The sequence below is a fragment of the uncultured Ralstonia sp. genome (assembly GCA_913056305.1).
GTDB lineage: Bacteria > Pseudomonadota > Gammaproteobacteria > Burkholderiales > Burkholderiaceae > Ralstonia.
The window spans coordinates 1-20,301 of sequence record CAJXMR010000006.1 but is presented as its reverse complement, the minus strand read 5'-3'; the positions used below and the strand labels follow the sequence as shown (position 1 = coordinate 20,301).

Annotated in this window: 11 protein-coding genes; 6 read left to right on the top strand and 5 right to left on the bottom strand. The window is 61.2% G+C overall.

Annotated elements, in window-relative coordinates; all coding sequences use genetic code 11:
- Positions 1 to 3 precede the first annotated feature (3 nt).
- From QZ609_RS02040 to QZ609_RS02020, 5 genes are read right to left on the bottom strand one after another with little or no spacing between them, the layout of a single operon-like run.
- A complete protein-coding gene (locus QZ609_RS02040; protein ID WP_295490477.1) occupies positions 4 to 897 on the bottom strand; it encodes a UDP-3-O-acyl N-acetylglycosamine deacetylase in 894 nt (297 codons plus the stop codon).
- Entirely contained in the window at positions 897 to 8,570 is a 7,674-nt protein-coding gene (locus tag QZ609_RS02035) for a type I polyketide synthase (RefSeq protein ID WP_295490349.1), read from the bottom strand. Before QZ609_RS02035 ends, QZ609_RS02040 begins: the two co-directional genes overlap by 1 nt.
- Positions 8,571 to 8,619: 49 nt before the next feature.
- Complete coding sequence (locus QZ609_RS02030) at positions 8,620 to 10,188, bottom strand: LTA synthase family protein (protein WP_295490347.1); 1,569 nt, start codon at positions 10,186 to 10,188, stop codon at positions 8,620 to 8,622.
- Positions 10,189 to 10,194: 6 nt separating this feature from the next.
- Positions 10,195 to 10,980, bottom strand: a complete 786-nt coding sequence (locus QZ609_RS02025; RefSeq protein WP_295490346.1) for an SDR family NAD(P)-dependent oxidoreductase — start codon at positions 10,978 to 10,980, stop codon at positions 10,195 to 10,197.
- Positions 10,973 to 12,181, bottom strand: coding sequence for a capsular biosynthesis protein (locus tag QZ609_RS02020; RefSeq protein WP_295490343.1), 1,209 nt, complete (start codon positions 12,179 to 12,181; stop codon positions 10,973 to 10,975). The genes QZ609_RS02025 and QZ609_RS02020 overlap by 8 nt, the downstream gene beginning before the upstream one ends.
- Before the next feature lie 397 nt (positions 12,182 to 12,578).
- Here QZ609_RS02020 and QZ609_RS02015 point away from each other — a divergent pair, with 397 nt between their 5' ends.
- From QZ609_RS02015 to QZ609_RS01990, 6 genes are all read left to right on the top strand, one after another.
- Positions 12,579 to 13,733: a hypothetical protein gene (locus tag QZ609_RS02015; RefSeq protein WP_295490341.1), complete on the top strand. Its 1,155-nt coding sequence runs from the start codon at positions 12,579 to 12,581 to the stop codon at positions 13,731 to 13,733.
- 3 nt (positions 13,734 to 13,736) lie between these two features.
- Complete coding sequence (locus tag QZ609_RS02010; RefSeq protein WP_295490338.1) at positions 13,737 to 14,534, top strand: ABC transporter permease; 798 nt, start codon at positions 13,737 to 13,739, stop codon at positions 14,532 to 14,534.
- Positions 14,531 to 15,181, top strand: coding sequence for an ABC transporter ATP-binding protein (locus tag QZ609_RS02005; RefSeq protein ID WP_295490335.1), 651 nt, complete (start codon positions 14,531 to 14,533; stop codon positions 15,179 to 15,181). The genes QZ609_RS02010 and QZ609_RS02005 overlap by 4 nt, the downstream gene beginning before the upstream one ends.
- A complete protein-coding gene (locus QZ609_RS02000; protein WP_295490333.1) occupies positions 15,178 to 17,487 on the top strand; it encodes a glycosyltransferase family 2 protein in 2,310 nt (769 codons plus the stop codon). Before QZ609_RS02005 ends, QZ609_RS02000 begins: the two co-directional genes overlap by 4 nt.
- A gap of 101 nt (positions 17,488 to 17,588) precedes the next feature.
- Positions 17,589 to 19,418 carry a methyltransferase domain-containing protein gene (locus QZ609_RS01995; RefSeq protein WP_295490330.1) on the top strand — a complete coding sequence of 610 codons (1,830 nt, stop codon included), beginning with the start codon at positions 17,589 to 17,591 and terminating at the stop codon, positions 19,416 to 19,418.
- Between the two features lie 73 nt (positions 19,419 to 19,491).
- Positions 19,492 to 20,301: DUF4214 domain-containing protein (locus tag QZ609_RS01990; RefSeq protein WP_295490328.1), on the top strand; the 810-nt coding region annotated here is incomplete at its 3' end.

Below are 20,301 nucleotides of genomic sequence, written 5' to 3'. Positions count from 1 at the left end.
TCGTCAGTGTGTGGTGGTCGCCCATTCCCAGGCATCGGGCTGGGCGAGCAGGGCGGCACAGAGCCGGTAGTTCATTTCATGACTGGGGCGCAGGGCCGTGACCTTGCCCAGCAGCGGCGCGCCCAACAGGGCAAGGTCGCCGACCAGGTCGAGTACCCTGTGCCGCACGAATTCCATGGGCAGGCGCATGCCACCGATCACGTCGGCGCCGACAATGGTGGCGGTGCATGACGGTCTGGCCCCGCGCAGGATCGGCTGGCCGCGCAGGTAGCCGAACAGGATGGCTGGCAGCGCCCAGCGCAGGCGCCCGTAGGAGCGCGATGGTGCGATGTCGGTAGCGAACGACGCGGGATCAATGATGCCCTGCCAGTTCATCTCGCCGAATCCCTTGAGGTCATTGGTGACCGACATCGCATAGTGGTCGGCCGGTTCCATGGTGGTGCGATGCATGTGGCCGTTTTCCACCATGATCGTCTTGAGAACGCGCAGGAAGCGCTTGGGCGCGTCCAGCGGGAGACGTCCGCATGCCTCGATCGCCTGCAGCCAAGGCAGCGCGCTGCCGTCCAGGATCGGCACCTCTTCGGCATCGATCTCGACGGTGGCGTGGTCTATCTGGCAGGCCAGCAAAGCTGCCAGCAGGTGTTCGACAGTGCGAACGCGCCAGCCATCGGCGTCCTGCAGAGCCGTGCACAGCGGCTGCGCCAGGCGCAGCGCCGCAGAAGCGGGCAGCAGTGCGAGCTGCTTAGCGCCACGCATGCGCCGAAATACGATGCCGTGCCCGACGTCTTCCGGATGCACGCGCACATTGACGCGCTTGCCGGTATGCAGCCCGTGGCCGGACAGCCGCAGCTCACGCGCTAGCGTTCCCTGATTGACGGCCCAGCCCGGCGCGGCGATCACGGCATCGTCTCGGTGACAACATCGGCGCCCGGACGGGTGGCGCCCATTTCGTGAGCCATCCGCTGCAGTTCGTCGCTGCTGATTTCCGTGCCATGGATGGCCGACAGGGTGACCAGTTGCTGCGCGACATCGTCTGCAGCGCCTGCGTCCTGGCCGTCGGTCGTGCCGGCGCGCACCGATTCGGCGATCTTCTGCGCGAGCGAGCGCACGGTCGCGCCTTCGGCCAGCATCATCACCGGCAGCTTGACCTCGAAGCACTCCTCGATCGCCATGCCGAGTTCCATGCCCATCAACGAGTCCATGCCCAGGTCGGTGACCGAACGGTCCGGGTCGATCTTGGCGGCGGACAGGTGAAGGATCCGGGCGATCCGCGCCTGCAGGGTCTCGATCACCAGTTGCACGGCTTCGGCGGTGCCAAGCGCGCGGATGTCGGCCTGCACGCTGGCGCCATCGGCGCGCTGCGTTTCCTGTCCGATGCCGCTGCGCATGTCCAGATACCGCAGCGAGCGCGCGGCCGGCATGACGCGCGAGATGGACTTCCAGTCGAGCCACAGCAGCGCTTCGCCGGCATGGCCGCGCAGCAGCACCTGTTCGAGCGCGGCCATTGCCTGTGCCGAGGTGATCGCGCGCCCGCCAATGCGCGTCTGCAACGCCTCCAGCGTTTGCGCGTTGCGGGCGAGGAAGCCCACGTCCTCAAGCGGGCCCCAGGCCATATAGGTGCCCGGCAGACCCTGTGCTCGGCGCTGGTGGATCAGCGCCTCGAGGAAGGTGTTGGCGGCCACGTAGTTGGATTGCCCGGGGTTGCCCAGGAAGGTGGTGGCCGACGAATACACCACGAAGAAGTCCAGGGCGAGTGCGCGCGTGGCCCGATGCAGGTTCCAGGCTCCCGCAACCTTGGGTGCCAGCACGTCGCGCATCTTGGCGTCGTCCAGGTTGGCGATCAGGCCATCGGCGATGGTCATCGCCGAATGCACGAGCCCCTTGAGCGGTGTGCCGCGGCGGGCCAGTCCGTCGACCAGCGTCTGCACTGCCGCGCCATCGTTGAGATCGCAGGCCACCACCGCCGTCTCCACCTGCAGCGTGTCGCGCCAACGCGCAGCTTCCTCGGCCAGTTCGGGCGCCAGCGCGCCGCGCCGGCTGGCCAGCACCAGATGGCGCGCGCCGCACTCGACCAGCCAGCGGGCCGTGGCGAAACCCAGGCCGCCGGTGCCGCCTGCAACCAGATAGGCGGCCGAGGGGTCCAGTGCCAGGCGAGGTGCATGCAGCGCGTCGGCGGCCTGCGGCGCGGGCACGCCGCCGGCGAAGGTGACCACGATCTTGCCGATCTGGCGCGCCTGCTGCATGTAGCGGAAGGCTTCCTCGATGCGGGCGGCCGGGAAGGCGCGGTACGGCAGCGGATCGAGCACGCCCTGTTCGAGCAGCGCCATCACCTGGGCGAACAGGGACGCGGTGAGTTGCGGCGACGCATCCATCAGCTGGTCGGCGTCGATGCCGAAATAGCTGATGTTGTTGCGGAAGGGGCGCAGGCCGATCCGGCTGTTCTCGTAGAAATCGCGCTTGCCCAGCTCGAGGAAGCGGCCAAACGGACGCAGCGCGTCGATGCTGCGCACCATCGCCTCGCCGGCCAGCGAGTTGAGCACGACGTCGACGCCTTCACCGCCGGTCGCGCAGCGGATCTCGTCGGCAAATGCCAGGCTGCGCGAGTCGTACACGTGGCTCGCGCCGAGCAGGCGCACGAACTCGCGCTTTTCATTGCTGCTCGCGGTGGCGAAGACCTCTACGCCGAGGTGGCGCGCCAACTGCACGGCGGCAATGCCGACGCCGCCGGCCGCACCGTGCACCAGCAAGCGCTCGCCCTTGCGGATGCGCGCCAGTTCGTTCAGCGCGTAGTAGGCAGTGAAGAACGTGGTCGGGATCGTGGCGGCTTCTTCAAAGCTCAGCCGTGCGGGCTTGTGCGCCAGCGCCGTCGCGCGGGTGCGCAGCCGGCTCGCATAGCAGGCCGGGGCAAAACCGAGCACCAGATCGCCACTGGTGAAATTCGTGACCGCGCTACCCACACGCGTGACGCGGCCGGAGAACTCCATGCCAATGGTCGGACCGGCAAAGCCGTTTTCGACGGCTTCGTCAGACAACAGGCCCATCGCGTACATGACGTCGCGGAAATTCAGGCCCGCGGCCATCGGTTCCACTTCGACTTCGTCGGGTTCCAGCGCGAACTCGGGCAGTGGGAACCACCGCAGGTGGCTCAGCGAGCCCGCCGATTCAAAGCCAAGCACTGCGGGTACGGCCGATGTGCCAGCCGCAGCTCGTGTGGCCTGTTCGCGCAGCTCGCTGACTTCGGCGCTCAACATGCGCGGCACGTAGCGTTCTTCGAGGCCGAGCACGACTTCGTCTTCCGCATCGGCGCAGAGCAGCTCACGACTGAGTGCTGGCACCGGCTGCGTTGCGCGCGGATCGATATCGATGAGCCTGCATTGCAGTTCGGCATGCTCGTTCATCAGCACGCGACCCAGCCCCCACAGGGTGGCCTGCGACGGCTGCAGCGCCGTTGCCGGCGTGCCCGGCACGGCCAGCGGCGCGCCGCCGCAGGTGACGATCGACAGCCGCACGCTGGCGCGCTTACCGCTCAAGCCGCGCACCAGCCGTGTCAGCGCGACCGAAGTCGGCTCCTGCGCCTGCATCAGCGCGGCCGCGTCAGCGTTCTGGTCAAGCCGTGGTGCGTCTGCAGCAAGGAAGACAATCTGGCACGGTGCTCCGGTGTCGTCCAGCGCGGCATGCGCCAGTGCCGCTTCGGCAGAGCCCACCACGGCAACGCGCGTGCTATGGCTCGCCGGGCTTGCACCGGCGATGGCCTCGTCGAGCGCAGTTGCCAGCGTGGTGGCGAGCCCGGCCGGTGTGCCGGGGCATACCACAAGCCAGTTCGCCGCCAGGTGCTCGGCGTTGCCGTCGATTTCGTCTGAGACCGTCTCGCCGATATCGCGCGAATCGGCTTGGCGTCCAAGCTGGCGGCGTGCCAGCAGCAACGCTGGCGCGCCCTCAATCTGGAGATCGGCCTCGATGTGGCGGGCCGGTGTCTGGAAGCCCTCGGCCAGCAGCATGGCTTCGATGGACTCCGCAGGGAGCAAGTCGCCCCGGCTTGCGGACCACCATTCGGGCGACAAACCGAACACGATGTCGGAGAAGCGGCTCGCCTGAGCTTCGCTGAGCACCAACAGCGCGCCAGGCGCCATCCACGTGCGCACGGCCGCCAGCAAGCGGTGCGGCTTGCCAGAGGTGCGCAGCAGGTTGTTGATCACCACCACATCGAATGTGCAGCTGCGTCCTGCCTCGACGGTCAGCTCGGGCTGGTCGCCCAACTGGAGTGTCGCGGTGCGGATCAGCGGATGGCGGCCCGTATCAAAGGCGCCGAGTTGCTCGGCGCTGCCGGCGATGGTGTAGTCGCAGCGGCCCTGCAGATGTGTGCCGATCGGCTCGAACAGATCGGCTTGCGGCGTGACGATTTCCAGCACCCGCATCGGGCGGCGCCGGGCCCAGCCCTCGATGTACGCATCCAGGCTGGCGCTGGCCATCGCGTTGACATGCGACCACGTCGGGGAGGCCTCGAACAGATGGTCCAGCAGGCTGTTGCGCGCCGGCGGTAGCACGGCAGCCGCTTCCAGCTCGCCGGTCAGAATGGCGGGCAGCGAGGCACCGCAATGGGCCAGCAGTGTCAGCTCGGCAACATGGCTGGGCGACAGCGACAGCAGGCTGCGCCAGAGTTCCTCGATGGCCGGCAGCGTTTCGTCGCCCCGTACCAACACGCCGTCGCGGCGCATCAGGACGCCGTCTTCCAGCAGCATGTCGACCAGTCGCGCGAGCAGCGCCGGATTCGCACAAGCCGGCAGCTCCGCCTTGCCCGGTACGTCCAGTGCTTCAACGGCGCACAACGCGTAGGCCGCAGCCAGCACGTCGATCAGCGGCATGACCTCGGCGAGGTGCCGGTTGCGGTGCGCGGCGTCGTCCGAGCTGGCCACAACCTTGGCTGCGGTGGCCAGCAGGCTAGCCGGCGACGGCGCAGCCGCAGCAATCGCTTCGGTTGCCGGCTTGGCTTCCAGCGCAAAGACATAGCGCCCGGGTTTGCCGTGGCGGCGGCCGATCAGATCGACCCGGCGGAAGCGGCATGCGGAAAGCTTCAGCACCGTATTGCCGGCCGTATCCAGGTATTGGAAGTTGGCGACCAGCGAATGCGGGCTGCGGCGCTCTATCCGTGCCACTACGCGGGCCGGCAGGCCGCCGAAGTAGTCCATGCGGCCGAACTGCACCGGTACGTAGGCGGCTTGAGCGCTGGATCTGTCGGCGGCCATCAGGGCCAGTAGCGGATGCAGGCCGCTATCGAGCGCGCCAGGATGCATCGCGTAGCGTCCCAGCTGATCTTGCTGCGACGCAGGCACCGCAAGCTCGGCAAGTGCAACGTCACCGTCGACGCGGACCGTCTGCACCCAGCGGAAGGCCTCGCCAAATTCCAGGCCGAGCGCGAATGCCGCTTCATACAGCGTACTGCCGGCCACGGGCGCTTGGGTTTCGAGCGCCGCCAAGCATTGCGGCTCAACAGCCGGCACGGTCTGCGGCGGGCCGCCGACCAGCAGGCGGCCGACCACGTTGATGGTCCAGGGATCGTCGCTCACACGCGGACGCGTCTCGATCACGAAACCCGCGGTGCGCGGGTCGAGCGTCAAGCGGAACAGGCGGCTCTGCTGCGGCTGGAATACCACCGGCGTGCGAATCTCCAGATTCTCCACCGCGCAGTTCACCGTACCGAAGTAGCTGCGCGCCGCAGCCAGCGCCATTTCGGCGTAACCCGCGCCAGGGAAGGTGACGGCACCGTCCACCACGTGGCTGGCGAGCATCGGGAGCTTGACCGGGTCGATCTGGTTTTCCCAGGCCGCCGTGCAGTCCTTCAGTCGGTAGCCAAGCAGCGGGTGCTCGCGGCTGCGGTGCACCAGGTCGTAGCCTTCAGCGGTGATGGGTACCCAGTAGGGCGTGCGCTGCCACGGATAGGTCGGCAGCACGACGTTGCGGTGCGCATCGGGGTAGGCGGTATCGCGGTCCAGCCGCGCGCCGTGTGCGAGCGCAGCGCAGAATGCTTGGCGCAACTGGCTGCCCTGGTCGAGGTTGCGCTTGAGCGTCGGAATGGCGATGCCGTTCGCACGTGCCATCTCCAGCGACTGGGACACGTAGGTGCGCAGGATCGAGTGGGGCCCGACTTCCAGGAACAGCCGCATGCCGCCCTCGATCAGGTGGCGCGTGGCCGGCTCGAATTGGACCGGCTCGCGGATATTGCGCCACCAGTAGCTGGCGTCCAGCTCGGTGCCCGACAACGGCGTGCCAGTCACCGTTGAGACAAAGGTGCGGTGCGTTGCCTGCGGTTGCAGGCCGCGCAGGCCGTCGACCACAACGTCATGGATGGCATCCATTTGCCGGCTGTGGAAGGCGTAGTCCAGATCGAGCACCTGGAAGAACTGCTCTGCCTGAGCCAGGCGCGCCTGGACCGCTTCCAGTGCGGCAACCGGGCCGGCCAGCGTGACGGCACCTGGGCTGTTGATGCCGGCGACTTCCAGCGCATCGACCAGGCCCAAATCGGCGATCAGTTCGCGCATCGCCTGCTCGCTCACGCCCGCGGCGGCCATCTTGCCCCTGCCGGCGGTCAGCGCCTGGGCACGGCTACGCACCTTGATGACGCGCACGGCCTGCTCCAAAGACAGGGCGCCTGCAGCATATGCCGCCGCCACTTCCCCCACGCTATGGCCGTAGCATGCGTCGAAGCGCAGGCCCTGCGCCAGCAGCGATTGCACGATACCCGCCTGCATGGCAAACAGCAGCGGCTGCGCGTTTTCCGTGCGCTGCAGCCACTCGGCGGTGGCGCCGGCGCGCATCTCGTCAAGCAGCGATGCGCTGCCGTCGGCACGCCAGAAGGCATCGATCTGTTCAACGGTGGTGCGGAAGACGCTGTCCTCCTGCAGCAGGCGCCGTCCCATGCCGGCCCACTGAGAGCCATTGCCGGAAAACACCAGCGCCAGCTTGCCATCGTCGGCAACGGCCTCGCCGGTCACCACAGCGGGAGCGGTTTCGCCTTGCGCCAGCGCAGCCAGTGCCGAGGTGCCTTCTGCTGCAATCTCTGCAGCGTTGGATGGGTCGACGACGGCGCGGTAGCGCAAAGGCTGCCGACGATGGGCCGTCGCGCCTGCCAGCGCCTGCCATGACGTCCCCGCGCCGAGGTGATCGCAGTAGGCGGCGGCCAGCGCCTCCAACGCCTCTTTCGAGCGTGCGCTGAGCATCAGCGGGGCGGGGCGGTCCTGCGCAATGTTGGTCGCCTTGCCGGCTTGCGCCGCTATGGGCGCCCGCGCGGCTTCGCGCAGCAGCACGTGAGCATTGGTGCCGCCGAAACCAAACGAATTCACGCCGACCATCAGAGGCCTGCCCTTAGACGGCAATGGCGTGTAGTGATCGACCACGCGCAGGTTGCCCCCGGTGAAGTCGATATTGGGATTGGGCGTACGGAAGTGGATCGACGCCGGTACCGCGCGATGCTTCAGGCACAGGATCGCCTTGATCAGGCCAGCCATGCCGGACGCCGTCTCCAGATGGCCCACATTGGTCTTGGCCGAGCCGATCAGCAACGGCGCATCGGGGCTGCGCAGCTTTCCAATCACGTCGATCAGCGCGCGCGTCTCGATGGGGTCCCCGACCGCGGTGCCGGTGCCGTGCGCCTCCAGATAGTCCACCTCGCGCGGATCGACGCCGGCGCGAGCGTAAACGCTTTCCAGCAGCGCGGCTTGCGTTGCCGACGCGGGCACGTTGATGCCGCCTTGCGAGTGGCCATCGGAGTTGACCCCCGACGACGCGATCACGGCATGGATGGTGTCGCCGTCGGCCAGCGCCTTGGACAGCGACTTGAGCAGCACCAGCGCACCGCCTTCGGCCCGCACGTAGCCGTCGCCGGAGGCATCGAAAGCGCGGCAGCGGCCGGTGGGCGACAGCATCGATGCTTTGGCGAAGCTGACAAACGGGAACGGGTGCAGCAGCAGATTGACGCCGCCTGCCAACGCCGTTTCCACGTCTCCGGCGCGGATCGCGTTGCACGCCTGGTGCAGCGCCACCAGCGACGACGAGCACGCGGTGTCGATCGACATGCTGGGCCCGCGCAGGTCGAACAGATAGGAGATGCGGTTGGAAGCGATACTCAGCGTATTGCCAGTGGCCGAGTAGGCGTCCACCACGCTGAGGTCGTCGACGCCACGGTCGCCATAGTCCTGCGCAGCCACGCCGATGAATACCGCGCAGTCCTTGCCAGCCATCTGTTGGGGAGCGTGTCCCGCGTGCTCGAAGGCTTCCCAGGCCAGTTCGAGGAGCAGGCGCTGCTGCGGATCCATCTGCTGCGCTTCGCGCGGCGAGATGCCAAAGAAATCCGCGTCGAAGCCGGCAACGTCGCCGATGACGCCGGCCGCAAAGGTATAGCTCTTGCCAGGCTCGCGCTTGGAAGGGTGTTGATAGAACTCGGTACTAAAGCGGTCGGCCGGCACTTCGGTCACGGCATCGGTTTCGGCGATCAGTAGCCTCCAGTAGTCCTCCGGGCTGCGAACACCCCCCGGAAACCGGCACGACATTCCGACAACGGCAATTGCGTCTTTCATCTTCTTACACCTGCTAGATTTCTGCTCTGCTTGCGGCTGCACATAGGGGCTACTGCCACTGGTTTTCAGTGTCAGCCGCGTTTGTTCTTGTTGCCCCGGCGTCTCGCGATGCCGGCTGTGGTGCGCTGATGCAATCGATCAGCAACTGGCCCAGCGATTCGGCCCGTACCTGCATGTGCTTTGGCTGGCATGGCGGCCCCGAGGCAGCATCGCTGTGCCAAAGCAGGTAGTCGCTATGCGTGGGTAGATGGCCGGCCTGGTGATAGACGGCCGGCACCGCCGGCACGTGGTCGCCATAGAAGCACAGGATCGCGGGGCGTTTGCGGGTCGCCAGATAGCGCGTCAGCTGTCCGATCATGGCGTCTGCATTGGTCAGGTGGCGCAGGTAGGCGGTCAGGTCATCCCAAGGCTTGCCTTCGCCAAAAGCATGGTAGGAGGCAGCTTCCCCAGGCGCCACATGTTCCAGGTGCAGCGGCCCATGGTTCTCGATGGTCAGCGCCATGACGAAGGCCGGCGAATCGCCGGCGGCTTCCAGTTCGGCCTGAATGGCATCGGCCACTGCGGCGTCGGCCACGTACGGACCGGCACGCTGCGCCTGCTCGAAATGGCGGATATCGAGAAAGCGATCGAAATGCATCAGCGGCAGAACGCGGTGCCTGCCGAAAAAGTCTCCATGGTATGGATGCATGGCCACCGTACGGTAGCCCGCACGGCTGAACCACCCGGCCAACGAAGTACATGGCCGGTGTATGTAGGCATACGGGTAGAACCTGGCATAGCCTTGCGCGCAGGAGTCCAGCCCCGACAGCACCGCAAATTCCGTGCGCATCGTGTTGGCGCCCCAGGCGGGCACTTCCAGTTCGCCGTACTGCATCGCCTGGGTACAGGCCGCGTCGAAATTTGCGAGTAGATCGGCACGCACAGCAGGGCCGAGTCGGCGCGCATCGAAGAACGACTCGCTTTGGATGACGATGACGTCGGGCCGCACTACCGGTTCTGCCGCACGCGAGAACGGCCCATGGCTCATTGCCGTGCGCAGCGCTGCCGCGGTTGCGGGGCGCAGGCCGTTCAGCAGACAGGCCACGAACACCGTGTAGAAGCCATGCTGGCGCTGGTCTGCGTCGGGCTGCATCGCCAGTGGCAGGGCGCGCGCCGCCAATGCATGCACAAGGAAGCTGGCCACCGCGCCGGCCAGCAGCAGCCCCTGCGGCGCATCCGGCAGCGGCGTGCTCAGCACCAGCACCCCCACGAAGACCGCCACACCGGAGCCAAGCACCAGCAGGTTGGCGATGCTGAGGAACGGCAGATACATGCGTGGATGCCGGAACAGCTGGCTGAACAGGCTCAGGTCTGTGAAGACCAGCGGTTCGCGTAGCGACGCATGTTTGGCATTGCTGACCACGGCCAGTAATGCCGTCAGCGATACAGCCACGAACCCCGCGAACAGCGGGCGCGCCGACACCGCCAGCGTCAGCAGGAAGACCGTCGCCACCGAAAAGACATGCGTGGCTAGCGCCGCTGCACTGCGCCGCCAAGGCGGAGCAGAACGCGGCAAGGCGATGGCGTCCGGCAGGAACGACATCGCCAGGGCAAGCAGGAAAATGGCTGCGCCTGGCATGCTGCGCTACCGCTCTGCCCGGGGCAGGTAGGACAGCCGGTCCAGGATGCGGTCGCCCAGCAGCGGCGGCAGCAGCGGCAGCAGGCGCATGCCCAGTGCCAGCAGCGCCGGAAATGCAATCTCCGCGCGCCCGGATTCCAGCTTTGCGCGGATATAGCGAGCCGCCTTCTCGGCCGACCACAGGAAGGGCTTGTCGCCGGGGAACACGTCGCTCATCGCAGTCTTGACGAACCCGGGAAAGACCAAGGACAAGCGCACCCCGTCCGCCGCCAGCAGCGGCCGCACCGATTCGCCATAAGCCTTGATCGCCGACTTGCTCGCGCAGTAGGCCGGCGAGATGGCCATGCCGCGGATGGCCGCCAGCGAGCTGATCACCGCCACATGGCCATGCTTGCGCGCGCGCAGGCGATCCAGCACGGGTCGCAGCGTGTGGAATGCGCCGTAGAAGTTGGTGTCGAAGACCTCGCGCGTGCGCGCAAGGTCTTCCCAGTCGCTGGTCGAGGACAGCGTGCTTGCCACGCCAGCGTTTGCGATCAACAGCTCAATCGGGTGCGCATCGTCGAATGCGGTGAGCCAGGCGGCCACGGCGTCGGCATCGCGGACGTCCAATTGCCCGGATACCACGGTCGCCCCGGCCTGCCGACACTGCTCTGCGCAGGTCTGCAGCCGTGCCGCATCGCGCGCCACCAGCCCGAGCGTGACACCAGGCGCTGCATAGGCGCGGGCCAGCGCTTGGCCGATACCCGCGCTGGCGCCGGTGATGACGATGCTACGTGGGCGGCGATCAGGCATGGGTTCCAGCCTCCAGTCGCGTCACCGCACCCGCCGTGGCCATCGCGATGCCGGTACGTGTATAGAAATCGCCGTTGATCTGCGTGTGGTGCACCAGGTAGTCCAGGAACGCCTGGTACAAGTCCATGTCCGGCCCTTCCGCTTCTCGCCAGAAGGTATCCAGGCCGCCTTGCCAGGTCATGCCTTCCATGTCGTAGATCGCCGTCCCCAATGCCTTCAGTGGCCGACGGTGGTGCAGGGCGGACAGCCCGACCGTGCTGTTGACCACCACCACGCCACGCGCATGGTCGAGCAAGGTCGGCAGATGGCCGGCATCGATGAACTCAAGACGGTCTGCCATGCCCAGCGTCTTTGCCGCCTTCTTTGCGTACTGGCGATACTCGATCAGCCCGGTGTCAAGCGGATGATTCTTGATGACCAGCAGCGCACCAGTGGGCGCATGCGCCGCGAACGAGGCGAGCACATGGTCAATCGCCTGCCGGATGCCATCGAACGGTGAATGGACCTGGATCTGGGAGTCCGAATTCAGCTGCAGCGGAAACAGGTAGTAGGGCAGCTTCTTTGCCAGCAGGCGCTCAGTGACTCGTTCCGCTTCGGTCCGGTACTGGCGCTCCAGGAGCAGGCGCCGGGCCAGCCCTGCGTATTCGCGGTAGCCGTTGTTGGGGCGATGGCTCTCATAGTGCGGGAAGCGGCTGGCGTACAGGGCATTTGCCATGCGGTAGCGGATGTCGTGGTAAGCGCGTTCGTAGAGGTTGTAGCCGGTGGTTTGGCCGGGAGGGTGGGGCGGCGTCTCGGCGCGGTGCGCGCGATACCACGCGGGGTCGCGCGGCAGCCGCGAGCGGCCATTTACGCCGTGCACTTCCATCGTAAACCAGTGCGGCCGGACATAACCCTCTTCAAACACATTCACACGAACATTATTTTGTTGGGCGTTCGGATATATCGGCTCGTGAATCTTTCTGCAATCCCCAAAGAGTAGGGTGTCAGTGAAATTACCTGATTTAAGTGTGTCGGAATACCAGCCAGATAGGGCCTGCAGTTCGTCCGCGTAATTGCACCCAGCCTCGGGGCCCGCGTACGCGAGATCGCCTCCGCAGAAGTTCACCCGTTGCACATGGTGTCCGCGCGCGCTCAGGGCGGATAACAGCTGGCGGAAGAAAGGGGAGGCCGTGCCTTGCAGGGCGAGAAACGATCGGCGCATCAGTTGGGGCGGGCGGCAGGCTGAGTATTAGAGAAAAAGGCGGAGCAGTCAGATCCGCACGGCATGGCAAGGCCTGCGACGGTGACCCTTCGGGCAGGGTGGGAGGATACCGTAGGCGGCGATGCCTCGTAAGGGGAAGGCCCAGAGCCGTTGTTAAACCGATGCGTTTGGCGGCGGCGCGCAATAGCGGTGCCATGAAGCGCTGGCTATAATCGGTGCCCCCATTCGCTGGTTTGCGGCTGCCGACATGCGGTCGCGTCATGCGGTCGTCATATTGGGGTGGTATGGCGCAGGTGAATCTGCGTTCCTTGATCGATCGCCCGGCGTTGAGCGCTTGCCCAGGAGCTGGGCACCAGTCCCCTGCGCGGCACCGGGCCGCACTGCTTTGGAAAATACGTTGGATACGGTACTGAGGGAAGACACGGCCGCCGAGGCGACCAGAAGCAGGAATGGGCTTTGGCAGCGTTTGAAGCGCGTCAACCGGCTCTTTCTTGGCGCCGTCGTGGTGCCAACTGTCCTCGCGACGCTCTATTTTGGCGTTGTTGCTTCGGACGTCTATGTCTCCGAAGCGCGCTTTGTGGTGCGCAGCCCCGATCGGCAATCGGCTTCAGCATTTGGATTGTTCCTCAAAGGGGCCGGCTTCTCGCGCTCTCAAGACGACGCCTATACGGTGCAGGATTTCATGCGCTCCCGAGATGCGCTGCGGGAACTAGACAAGAAAATGAGCATCGGCAAGGCTTTTGCAAGCGACAAGGTTGATCGCTTCAGCCGTTTCGCTGGTATGGACTGGGATGATAGTTTTGAAGCCCTACACCGCTATTACCAGAAGATGGTTGGAATCCAATTGGATTCGTCTTCGTCTATTGCCGTGCTCACCACGCGAGCGTTTACCGCAGAAGATGCTTTTCGTGCCAATCAGTACTTGCTTGAAATGGGGGAGGCCCTTGTTAACCGACTCAATGAGCGGGGGCGCCAGGATCTAATTAACTTTGCGGCAAGCGAAGTTTCCAAGGCCGAAACGAAGGCGAAGGCCGCGGCGCTTGCGCTATCATCCTACCGCAATCAGAAGGGCGTTATCGATCCGGAGCGGCAATCAACCATTCAACTCCAGCAAATTGCCAAGCTCCAAGATGAATTGATAGCTACCAAGACGCAGTTGGTGCAACTGAAAGGTTTCACGAAAGATAATCCGCAGATTCCGGCGCTGGAGAAGCACAGGGATGCTCTTCAAGCGGAAATTGATGCAGAGAGCAGTAAGGTAGCGGGTAGCCCCCTCTCGCTGGCGAACAAGGCCGCAGAGTATCAACGTCTGCAGTTGGAGCGCGAATTTGCGGACAAGCAGCTTGCCACTGCGCTTGCTTCGCTGGAGCAGGCAAGGAACGATGCACTTCGCAAGCAGCTTTACCTAGAGCGTATCGCCCAACCCAGCAAGCCAGATATAGCGATGGAGCCGCGGCGTGTGCGCGGAATCATTGCGACATTCATCTTGAGCCTAATCGTCTACGGCGTTCTAACCATCCTTATCGCTGGGATTCGTGAGCATAAGGATTAGGCGATGAAATTCGATGGTGCAACGTCCTTTCGGGGCTCTTTGCGCATACAGCAGCGCGTAATTTGGGCGCTACTGATGCGTGAGATCATCACGCGCTACGGCCGGCACAACATCGGCTTTATGTGGATGTTCGTCGAGCCAATGCTTTTTACGCTCGGCATCGCGGCATTGTGGTCGTTCTCTGGTTTGCATGGTGATGCGCAAATGCCAATTGTTGCCTTTGCCGTGACAGGTTATTCATCGGTTCTTCTTTGGAGAAACATGCCTGGTCGCTGTGCGAAGGCGGTGGAGCCGAACTTGGCTCTCATGTATCACCGTAACGTGAGGGTTATCGATATCTTTGTTTCGCGCATCATTCTCGAGGCAGCCGGCGCCACCATTTCATTTGTAATTCTTAGTACTGTTTTCGTCGCGGTAGGCTGGATGTCGGTTCCAGAGGACATTCTGAAGGTCTTGACCGGGTGGTTCATGCTGGCCTGGTTCGGGGCGGCCTTGGCGATGACGGTCGGTGCGATGAGTGAAATTTCGGAGGTGGTAGAGAAGGTTTGGCATCCTGTTACCTATCTGACATTTCCATTGTCCGGCGCTATGTTTATGGTTGGCTGGCTCCCTGAGGAGGCTAGGCGTCTTGTTCTTTATCTACCCATGGTTCATGGGGTTGAAATTTTGCGCGAAGGATACTTCGGTTCATCGGTGCAGGCGCATTACGACATTCCCTACATGGCCATGATCTGTCTGTTTCTCACGTTGTTGGGCCTGTCCTTGTCCAGAGAGGTCGGCCGAAGGGTAACACCAGAGTGATTATTCTAGAGGACGTAACCAAGCGTTACAGCACGCGGCGCGGTTCAAGGGTGGTATTGAATAAGCTGAATTTCACCATTAACCCTGGTGAAAAGATAGGTATTCTGGGCCGGAATGGTGCCGGGAAATCGACGCTAATTCGTCTAATCAGCGGCGCCGAACTACCTTCGTCCGGTCGTATCAGCCGGAGAATGAGTATTTCATGGCCGCTGGCTTTTGCTGGGGGTTTTCAAGGTTCATTGACGGGCCTCGATAACATTCGGTTCATCTGCCGAATTTACGGCGTGGATGCTGCTCCAGTGATTCCTCAAGTGGAAGATTTTTCCGAACTGGGCGTATATTTGGGTGAGCCTGTAAAGAAATATTCGTCAGGAATGCGGGCACGCCTTGCATTTGCACTCTCTCTGGCAATCGATTTCGATTGTTTTTTGATTGATGAGGTCGTGGCGGTTGGTGATAGCAGATTTCACGCTAAATGCAATACCGAGCTGTTCGAGAAGCGCAAAGATCGCGCCATGATTATTGTGTCCCATCAGCATGAGCAAATTGTAGCTCATTGCGATAAAGCGGCGGTTCTCCATAAAGGAGAGTTGGCTTGTTTTGATAATGTTGCTGACGCATACGAGTATTATCAGGCCGCCGCATGAAAGCGACCGTGAGCAGCCCGGATGGGGAAGAAATCAAGTCGCGGCTTTTGCCGCTTTCAGCATTCGAGAATCTTCTGGAGAGATTCGTCGAGCTTCTTCCTCGATGGAACACCCGCACTGCGATTGCACCTGCAAAAGACGTAGTGGTCTTGTCTCAAGAAAAGGGCGAGTACCGGGCAGCAAGCAATGCGCCCAGGTTCACCATGACGATGCCCTCGGTACCGGCATCTGGCTGGTACTATCTCGAAGCAGCGTTAACGCGCAATACTGGCAGCCGGGACGCCTACATTGAGTTTGTGGCTTCCGGAGCAAGCTACAAGATACCCATCCCAACCAACCTGCGCGGAAGCGCTCGGGAAGTCTTCTTCTTGCCCGAGGGTGTGACTCACCTATCTTGGACTCCCACAGCTGCGCCGGGCTTCTTTTCGCAGAGCCCTCTGCATATCCACAAGATAAGCGGGACCGAAAGCTTTCTCCGCCGTGCGCATCGGGTGATCTTTGATCTATGGCGTTTCAGGCATCGGGCACCTGCAGCCCGGGCTGGTTTAACTTGGGCAAGCGCCGTCCGCGATCTGAGCGACGCCTATGAGCGCACGGTGAAGCTGCGCGCGCAGCGCCTTGCCGGTAACGACTATCCGACGTTCATCGAGGTTCACGACACGCTTCGGAAGTCGGACCTTAGAGCGTTGCGGCAACAGCTATCCCAATTGCCGTCGCGACCGGTTTTCTCTTTGGTGATGCCTTTGTACGCAGCAGACCCGAACCTGCTGTGCGCCTCGCTGCAGGCTCTGAGAGATCAAATCTACGCTGATTGGGAACTCCTGGTGGTGAGTGCACGGCCAGCGTCCGGCACCAAGCTGGAGCCGGTACGAGCACTGGCTCTCAAAGACCAGCGCATCAAGATTATCGAAACGGAGCTTGCTAACGGTTCCGATGTCGATATTGCACGTCTGCTGAATGCTGGATTGTCCGCCGCGAGTGGTCAGTTTGTTGGGCGGCTCAATCCGTATGATCGTCTCTCATTGCATGCTTTATATCATTGCGCCAAGGAGGTTTGCGATCGTCCGAACGTGGAGTTCATTTATTCGGATGATGATGAAATAGATTCGGAGGATCGGAGGTTGAACCCTCGCTTCAAGCCGGACTGGAATCCAGATCTACTTACGTCGCACAACTATATCGGAAATCTAGGTATCTTTCGGCGTGATCGGATGGAACGAATTGGGGGATACAGAGAAGGCTTCGAGGGTGCCGAGGATTACGATTTGTTGTTGCGATACCTAAAGAATATATCGTCAAAAAGTATTATTCATATTCCAAAGGTTCTTTATCATCGACACGCCGATGGCTCAAATGAGCGGGACGGTGTTAAGCGCGGGGGTATGCGGGCGTTGCAAAACTATTTCCACGCATCCGGTGTGGTTGTTGAGGAGGGGTGCGAGGTATGCCTGTATAGAGTCAAGTATCCCGTTCCGGCGGAACCCCCGCTGGTAAGTGTAATTATACCCACGCGCGATAAAATTGAATTGCTTCGGCCGTGTGTCGAAAGCATTGTTGGGAAGACAACTTATAAGAATTGGGAGTTGTTGGTTGTTGATAATGGCTCAACGGATCAAGAGGCGCTTGAATATCTGTCGCTCATACAGCAAGACAGTCGTATTAAAGTAATTTGCTACGCGAAGCCCTTCAATTATTCGGCCATCAATAACTTTGCTGTGAGGGCTTCGAAGGGGGAGATTCTTGCACTTGTTAACAATGATGTTGAAGTGATTGCTCCTGATTGGCTGGATGAGATGGTTGGTCACGTGCTGCGCACGGAGGTTGGGGCAGTTGGTGCAAAGTTGCTATATTCGAACGGCACTGTACAGCATGCGGGTGTGATTGTCGGCCTCGGAGGTGTGGCTGGGCACGGCCATCGATTCATCGGAGACGATGATGCGGGCTATTGCTATCGCGCGGTTCTCACGCAGAACGTAACAGCAGTCACGGGCGCATGTCTCGTCGTAAAACGCGACGACTACCTGGGCGTCGGCGGGTTGGATGAAGAGAATCTAGCGGTTGCATTCAATGACGTCGACTTTTGCTTGGAGCTGGTCCGAAAGGGCAGGAGGAACGTCTACACGCCCTATGCAAAACTATTCCATCATGAGTCGGTCAGTCGTGGACGTGACGATACCCCAGCCAAGCAAGAGGTGTTCGCGCGGGAATTCGAATACATGAAGCAGAAGTGGGGTGATCGCTTGAAGAGTGACGAAGCATACAACGCAAATCTGTCGTACGAGAATGAGGGGTTCCATCTCATCTGATTCGGGTGGCAACTAACTCGATGTTGTGCCGAGGATAGTGTGGTAGAGCCAGGCTGCAATTACAGCTATTCGCTGCGATTTTAATAAAGCGGAATGTAAATATGGGTGAATTGATTGGTGGGTCCGGGGAACAGATGACGGCTGAGGCTGAACGCTTCTTGCCGGGCGAGATGGAAGGCGTTATCGAGTTGGAGCACTACCATAGATATATCTTTGCTGGTCAGCTCGCCTCAAAGAAGACCGTGCTGGATATAGCCAGTGGGGAAGGGTATGGCAGTGCCTACTTGGCGGGAATCGCTGCTAAGGTCATTGGCGTGGATATTTCTCAAGCGGCCGTCCGGCACGCCAGCATGAAATATCCACGAGAGAATCTAGAGTACCGCTTGGGTTCGTGCGCCAATATGCCGGTTGACGACGGGTCTGTCGATCTCGTTGTGAGCTTTGAGACGATCGAACATCATGACGAGCATGAAGCCATGATGTCGGAGATCAGACGAGTGCTTCGGCCAGGTGGGGTTCTGGTTATCTCAAGCCCGGATAAGTTTGAGTATTCTGAGAAACCTGGGTATGCTAATCCGTTCCATGTGAAGGAACTATATCGGGAAGAGTTTCAGGAGTTGTTGGTTTCAAATTTTGCGAACGTCAGGTTATACGGACAGAGAGTGCTTCTCGGCTCCGCACTTTTTGCTCAGGATAGTGCGGAAGCTCTTGCGTTTCAAGAAATGGGAGATGACACCAAAAGTTCCGATAATCTGCCTTCAGCGCTGTACTGGGTCGCGGTTGCCTCCAATGCGGATCTGCCGAGTACGCGAGGTGGCATATTTGAGCAGCCTATGTCAGATATTTGGCGAGATATCGATGCTCAGAGAAATCCATTGATTTCAACGATTGTTAATATCGTCGCCAAGCCCGATTCAAGGGTGCTTGAAGATAAGGTTAGAGGTAAGTGGTATTTTGAAAACAATCAAGATTTAATTGGCGCAGGGGTAGATCCGCTCATTCACTGGAAGACTTGCGGAGTGGATGAGGGGCGTCTGCCAGCTTCAGACTTGACGGCGTTGATAAGCGAGTTGCTAGCGGAGCGCGAAGCTTCGCTCCACTTGAGTCTAGAGTTCATGGACGCCCAGTTAAGTCGAGAGAGAGAGGATGGCCGAGTGCGTCAAGGCGCGTTTGAGGCAGAAGTCTCCGAATTGCGGTTGAATGTTCGAGATGCAGTGGAGAAGGGGTTGCACGCTCTTGCAGAAAGGGAGCGTGATTTTTCGAAGCAGCTCGCTGCATTGCACGAAAACCTCGACGGCGAGCGAGTGAATCGATTTGAAGTGCTCAGGCAGCACAAGCAGCGCGAAGAGGAGTTGCTCGCCGAGATTAAGGCAGTTCAGGCCGAATTCCGCCAAGCTGAGCGTCAATTTCACGACAGCCGTTCGAAAGTGGAAGCCGAGCTGGAGCGCGTAAACCTGCAGGCGCAACGGGATGTTCAGGAGCATCTCCGGGTACTGGCAGATAGGGAGCGCTCAATTGGCGAGCAGTTGGTTCAACGGCAGAAAGAGTTCGGACAATTGTTGGAGAAGCAGATCGAATCCGCTCGCTGTCAGTTGGACGCCCTTGGCGCACAGCACTCTGGTCGCGAGGATTCGTTGCGGCAGGAGATTGGTGCTGCGCAAGTCAGGCTGCTTCAGGCCGAGCAAGCATTCGAGAAGCATCGGGAAATTCTTGAGGCAGAAGTTGCACGGGTCAAGCTTCAAACGCGTGGCGAAATGGAAGCAATGGCGCGGCTTCATGAAGAGAATCTAAAAAATCTCGATACGCAGCGAGAAGCGGAGGCCCAGATGATTTTGACACTGGAAAGCGAATTGAATAGAGTGCAGCGTGACTGGACTTGGCGTCTGACTGCGCCATTACGTACATGCGCGAAGTTCTTTCGTTCTCGATGAAATGGGGCCGACACGATCCTTGGGTTTGTGTCGTGAGGTCCAAAATTATAAGATTGTGATGGGGTCTAGATAAATGAATTTCTCCAATAGTATCGCCAAGGCTAGCTCATTCCGTGTAATCAATTCGGTTGAGGAGTTGCTGGATTTGCATGATGAGGAATTCATTCATGCGGCATTTCTTTGTGTTTTGGGGAGAAATCCGGATCCCGAAGGTCTTACATACTATTTGAAGCGTATAAGAAGTGGCGTTGGTAAGCAAGAGATTCTGGGGCAGATTGCACTGTCGAGTGAGGGTCTGCAAAATCGACCCACTCTGCCCGGCTTGCCGAAGGTGATGCGTACGGAACGATGGAAGAAATTTCCCTTTGTTGGGCGTTTTTTTCACCAGCGCGGGGCCGCTGACATGTCCTTGCGATCGATTGAGAATCGAATTTGTGTTGAAGGCGAAAAGCATTCTCGTCGATTGCTGCAATTGGAGAACGCTGTCACGGGTCTCCGGGAGCTGATGATTGAGTGCGCTAATCAAGCGTCAATCGTAGATGATGGTGCGGGGAAGATATCCATTGAACCGCAGGTTGACTTGCAGAATGGCATCTTCTCAAGGGGGCATTTTGACGGGAAGTGGTATCTCGAGCGGAATCCCGACGTGCTGCAGGGGAACGTAGATCCGTTTGCGCATTATGTGACGTATGGAAAGCACGAAGGGCGCGCGGCTAGGTATTTCAATGCGCGCTGGTACACCGAGAACAATCCCGATGTTGAAGGCAGCAAGATCGATGGCTATGTGCACTATCTGAAGCACGGGCAATCCGAGGGGCGTTCAGCTAGGGATGGTGTTCAGAACTCATTCCGCAGCACCGAGACATCGACGCAGCGTCAATGC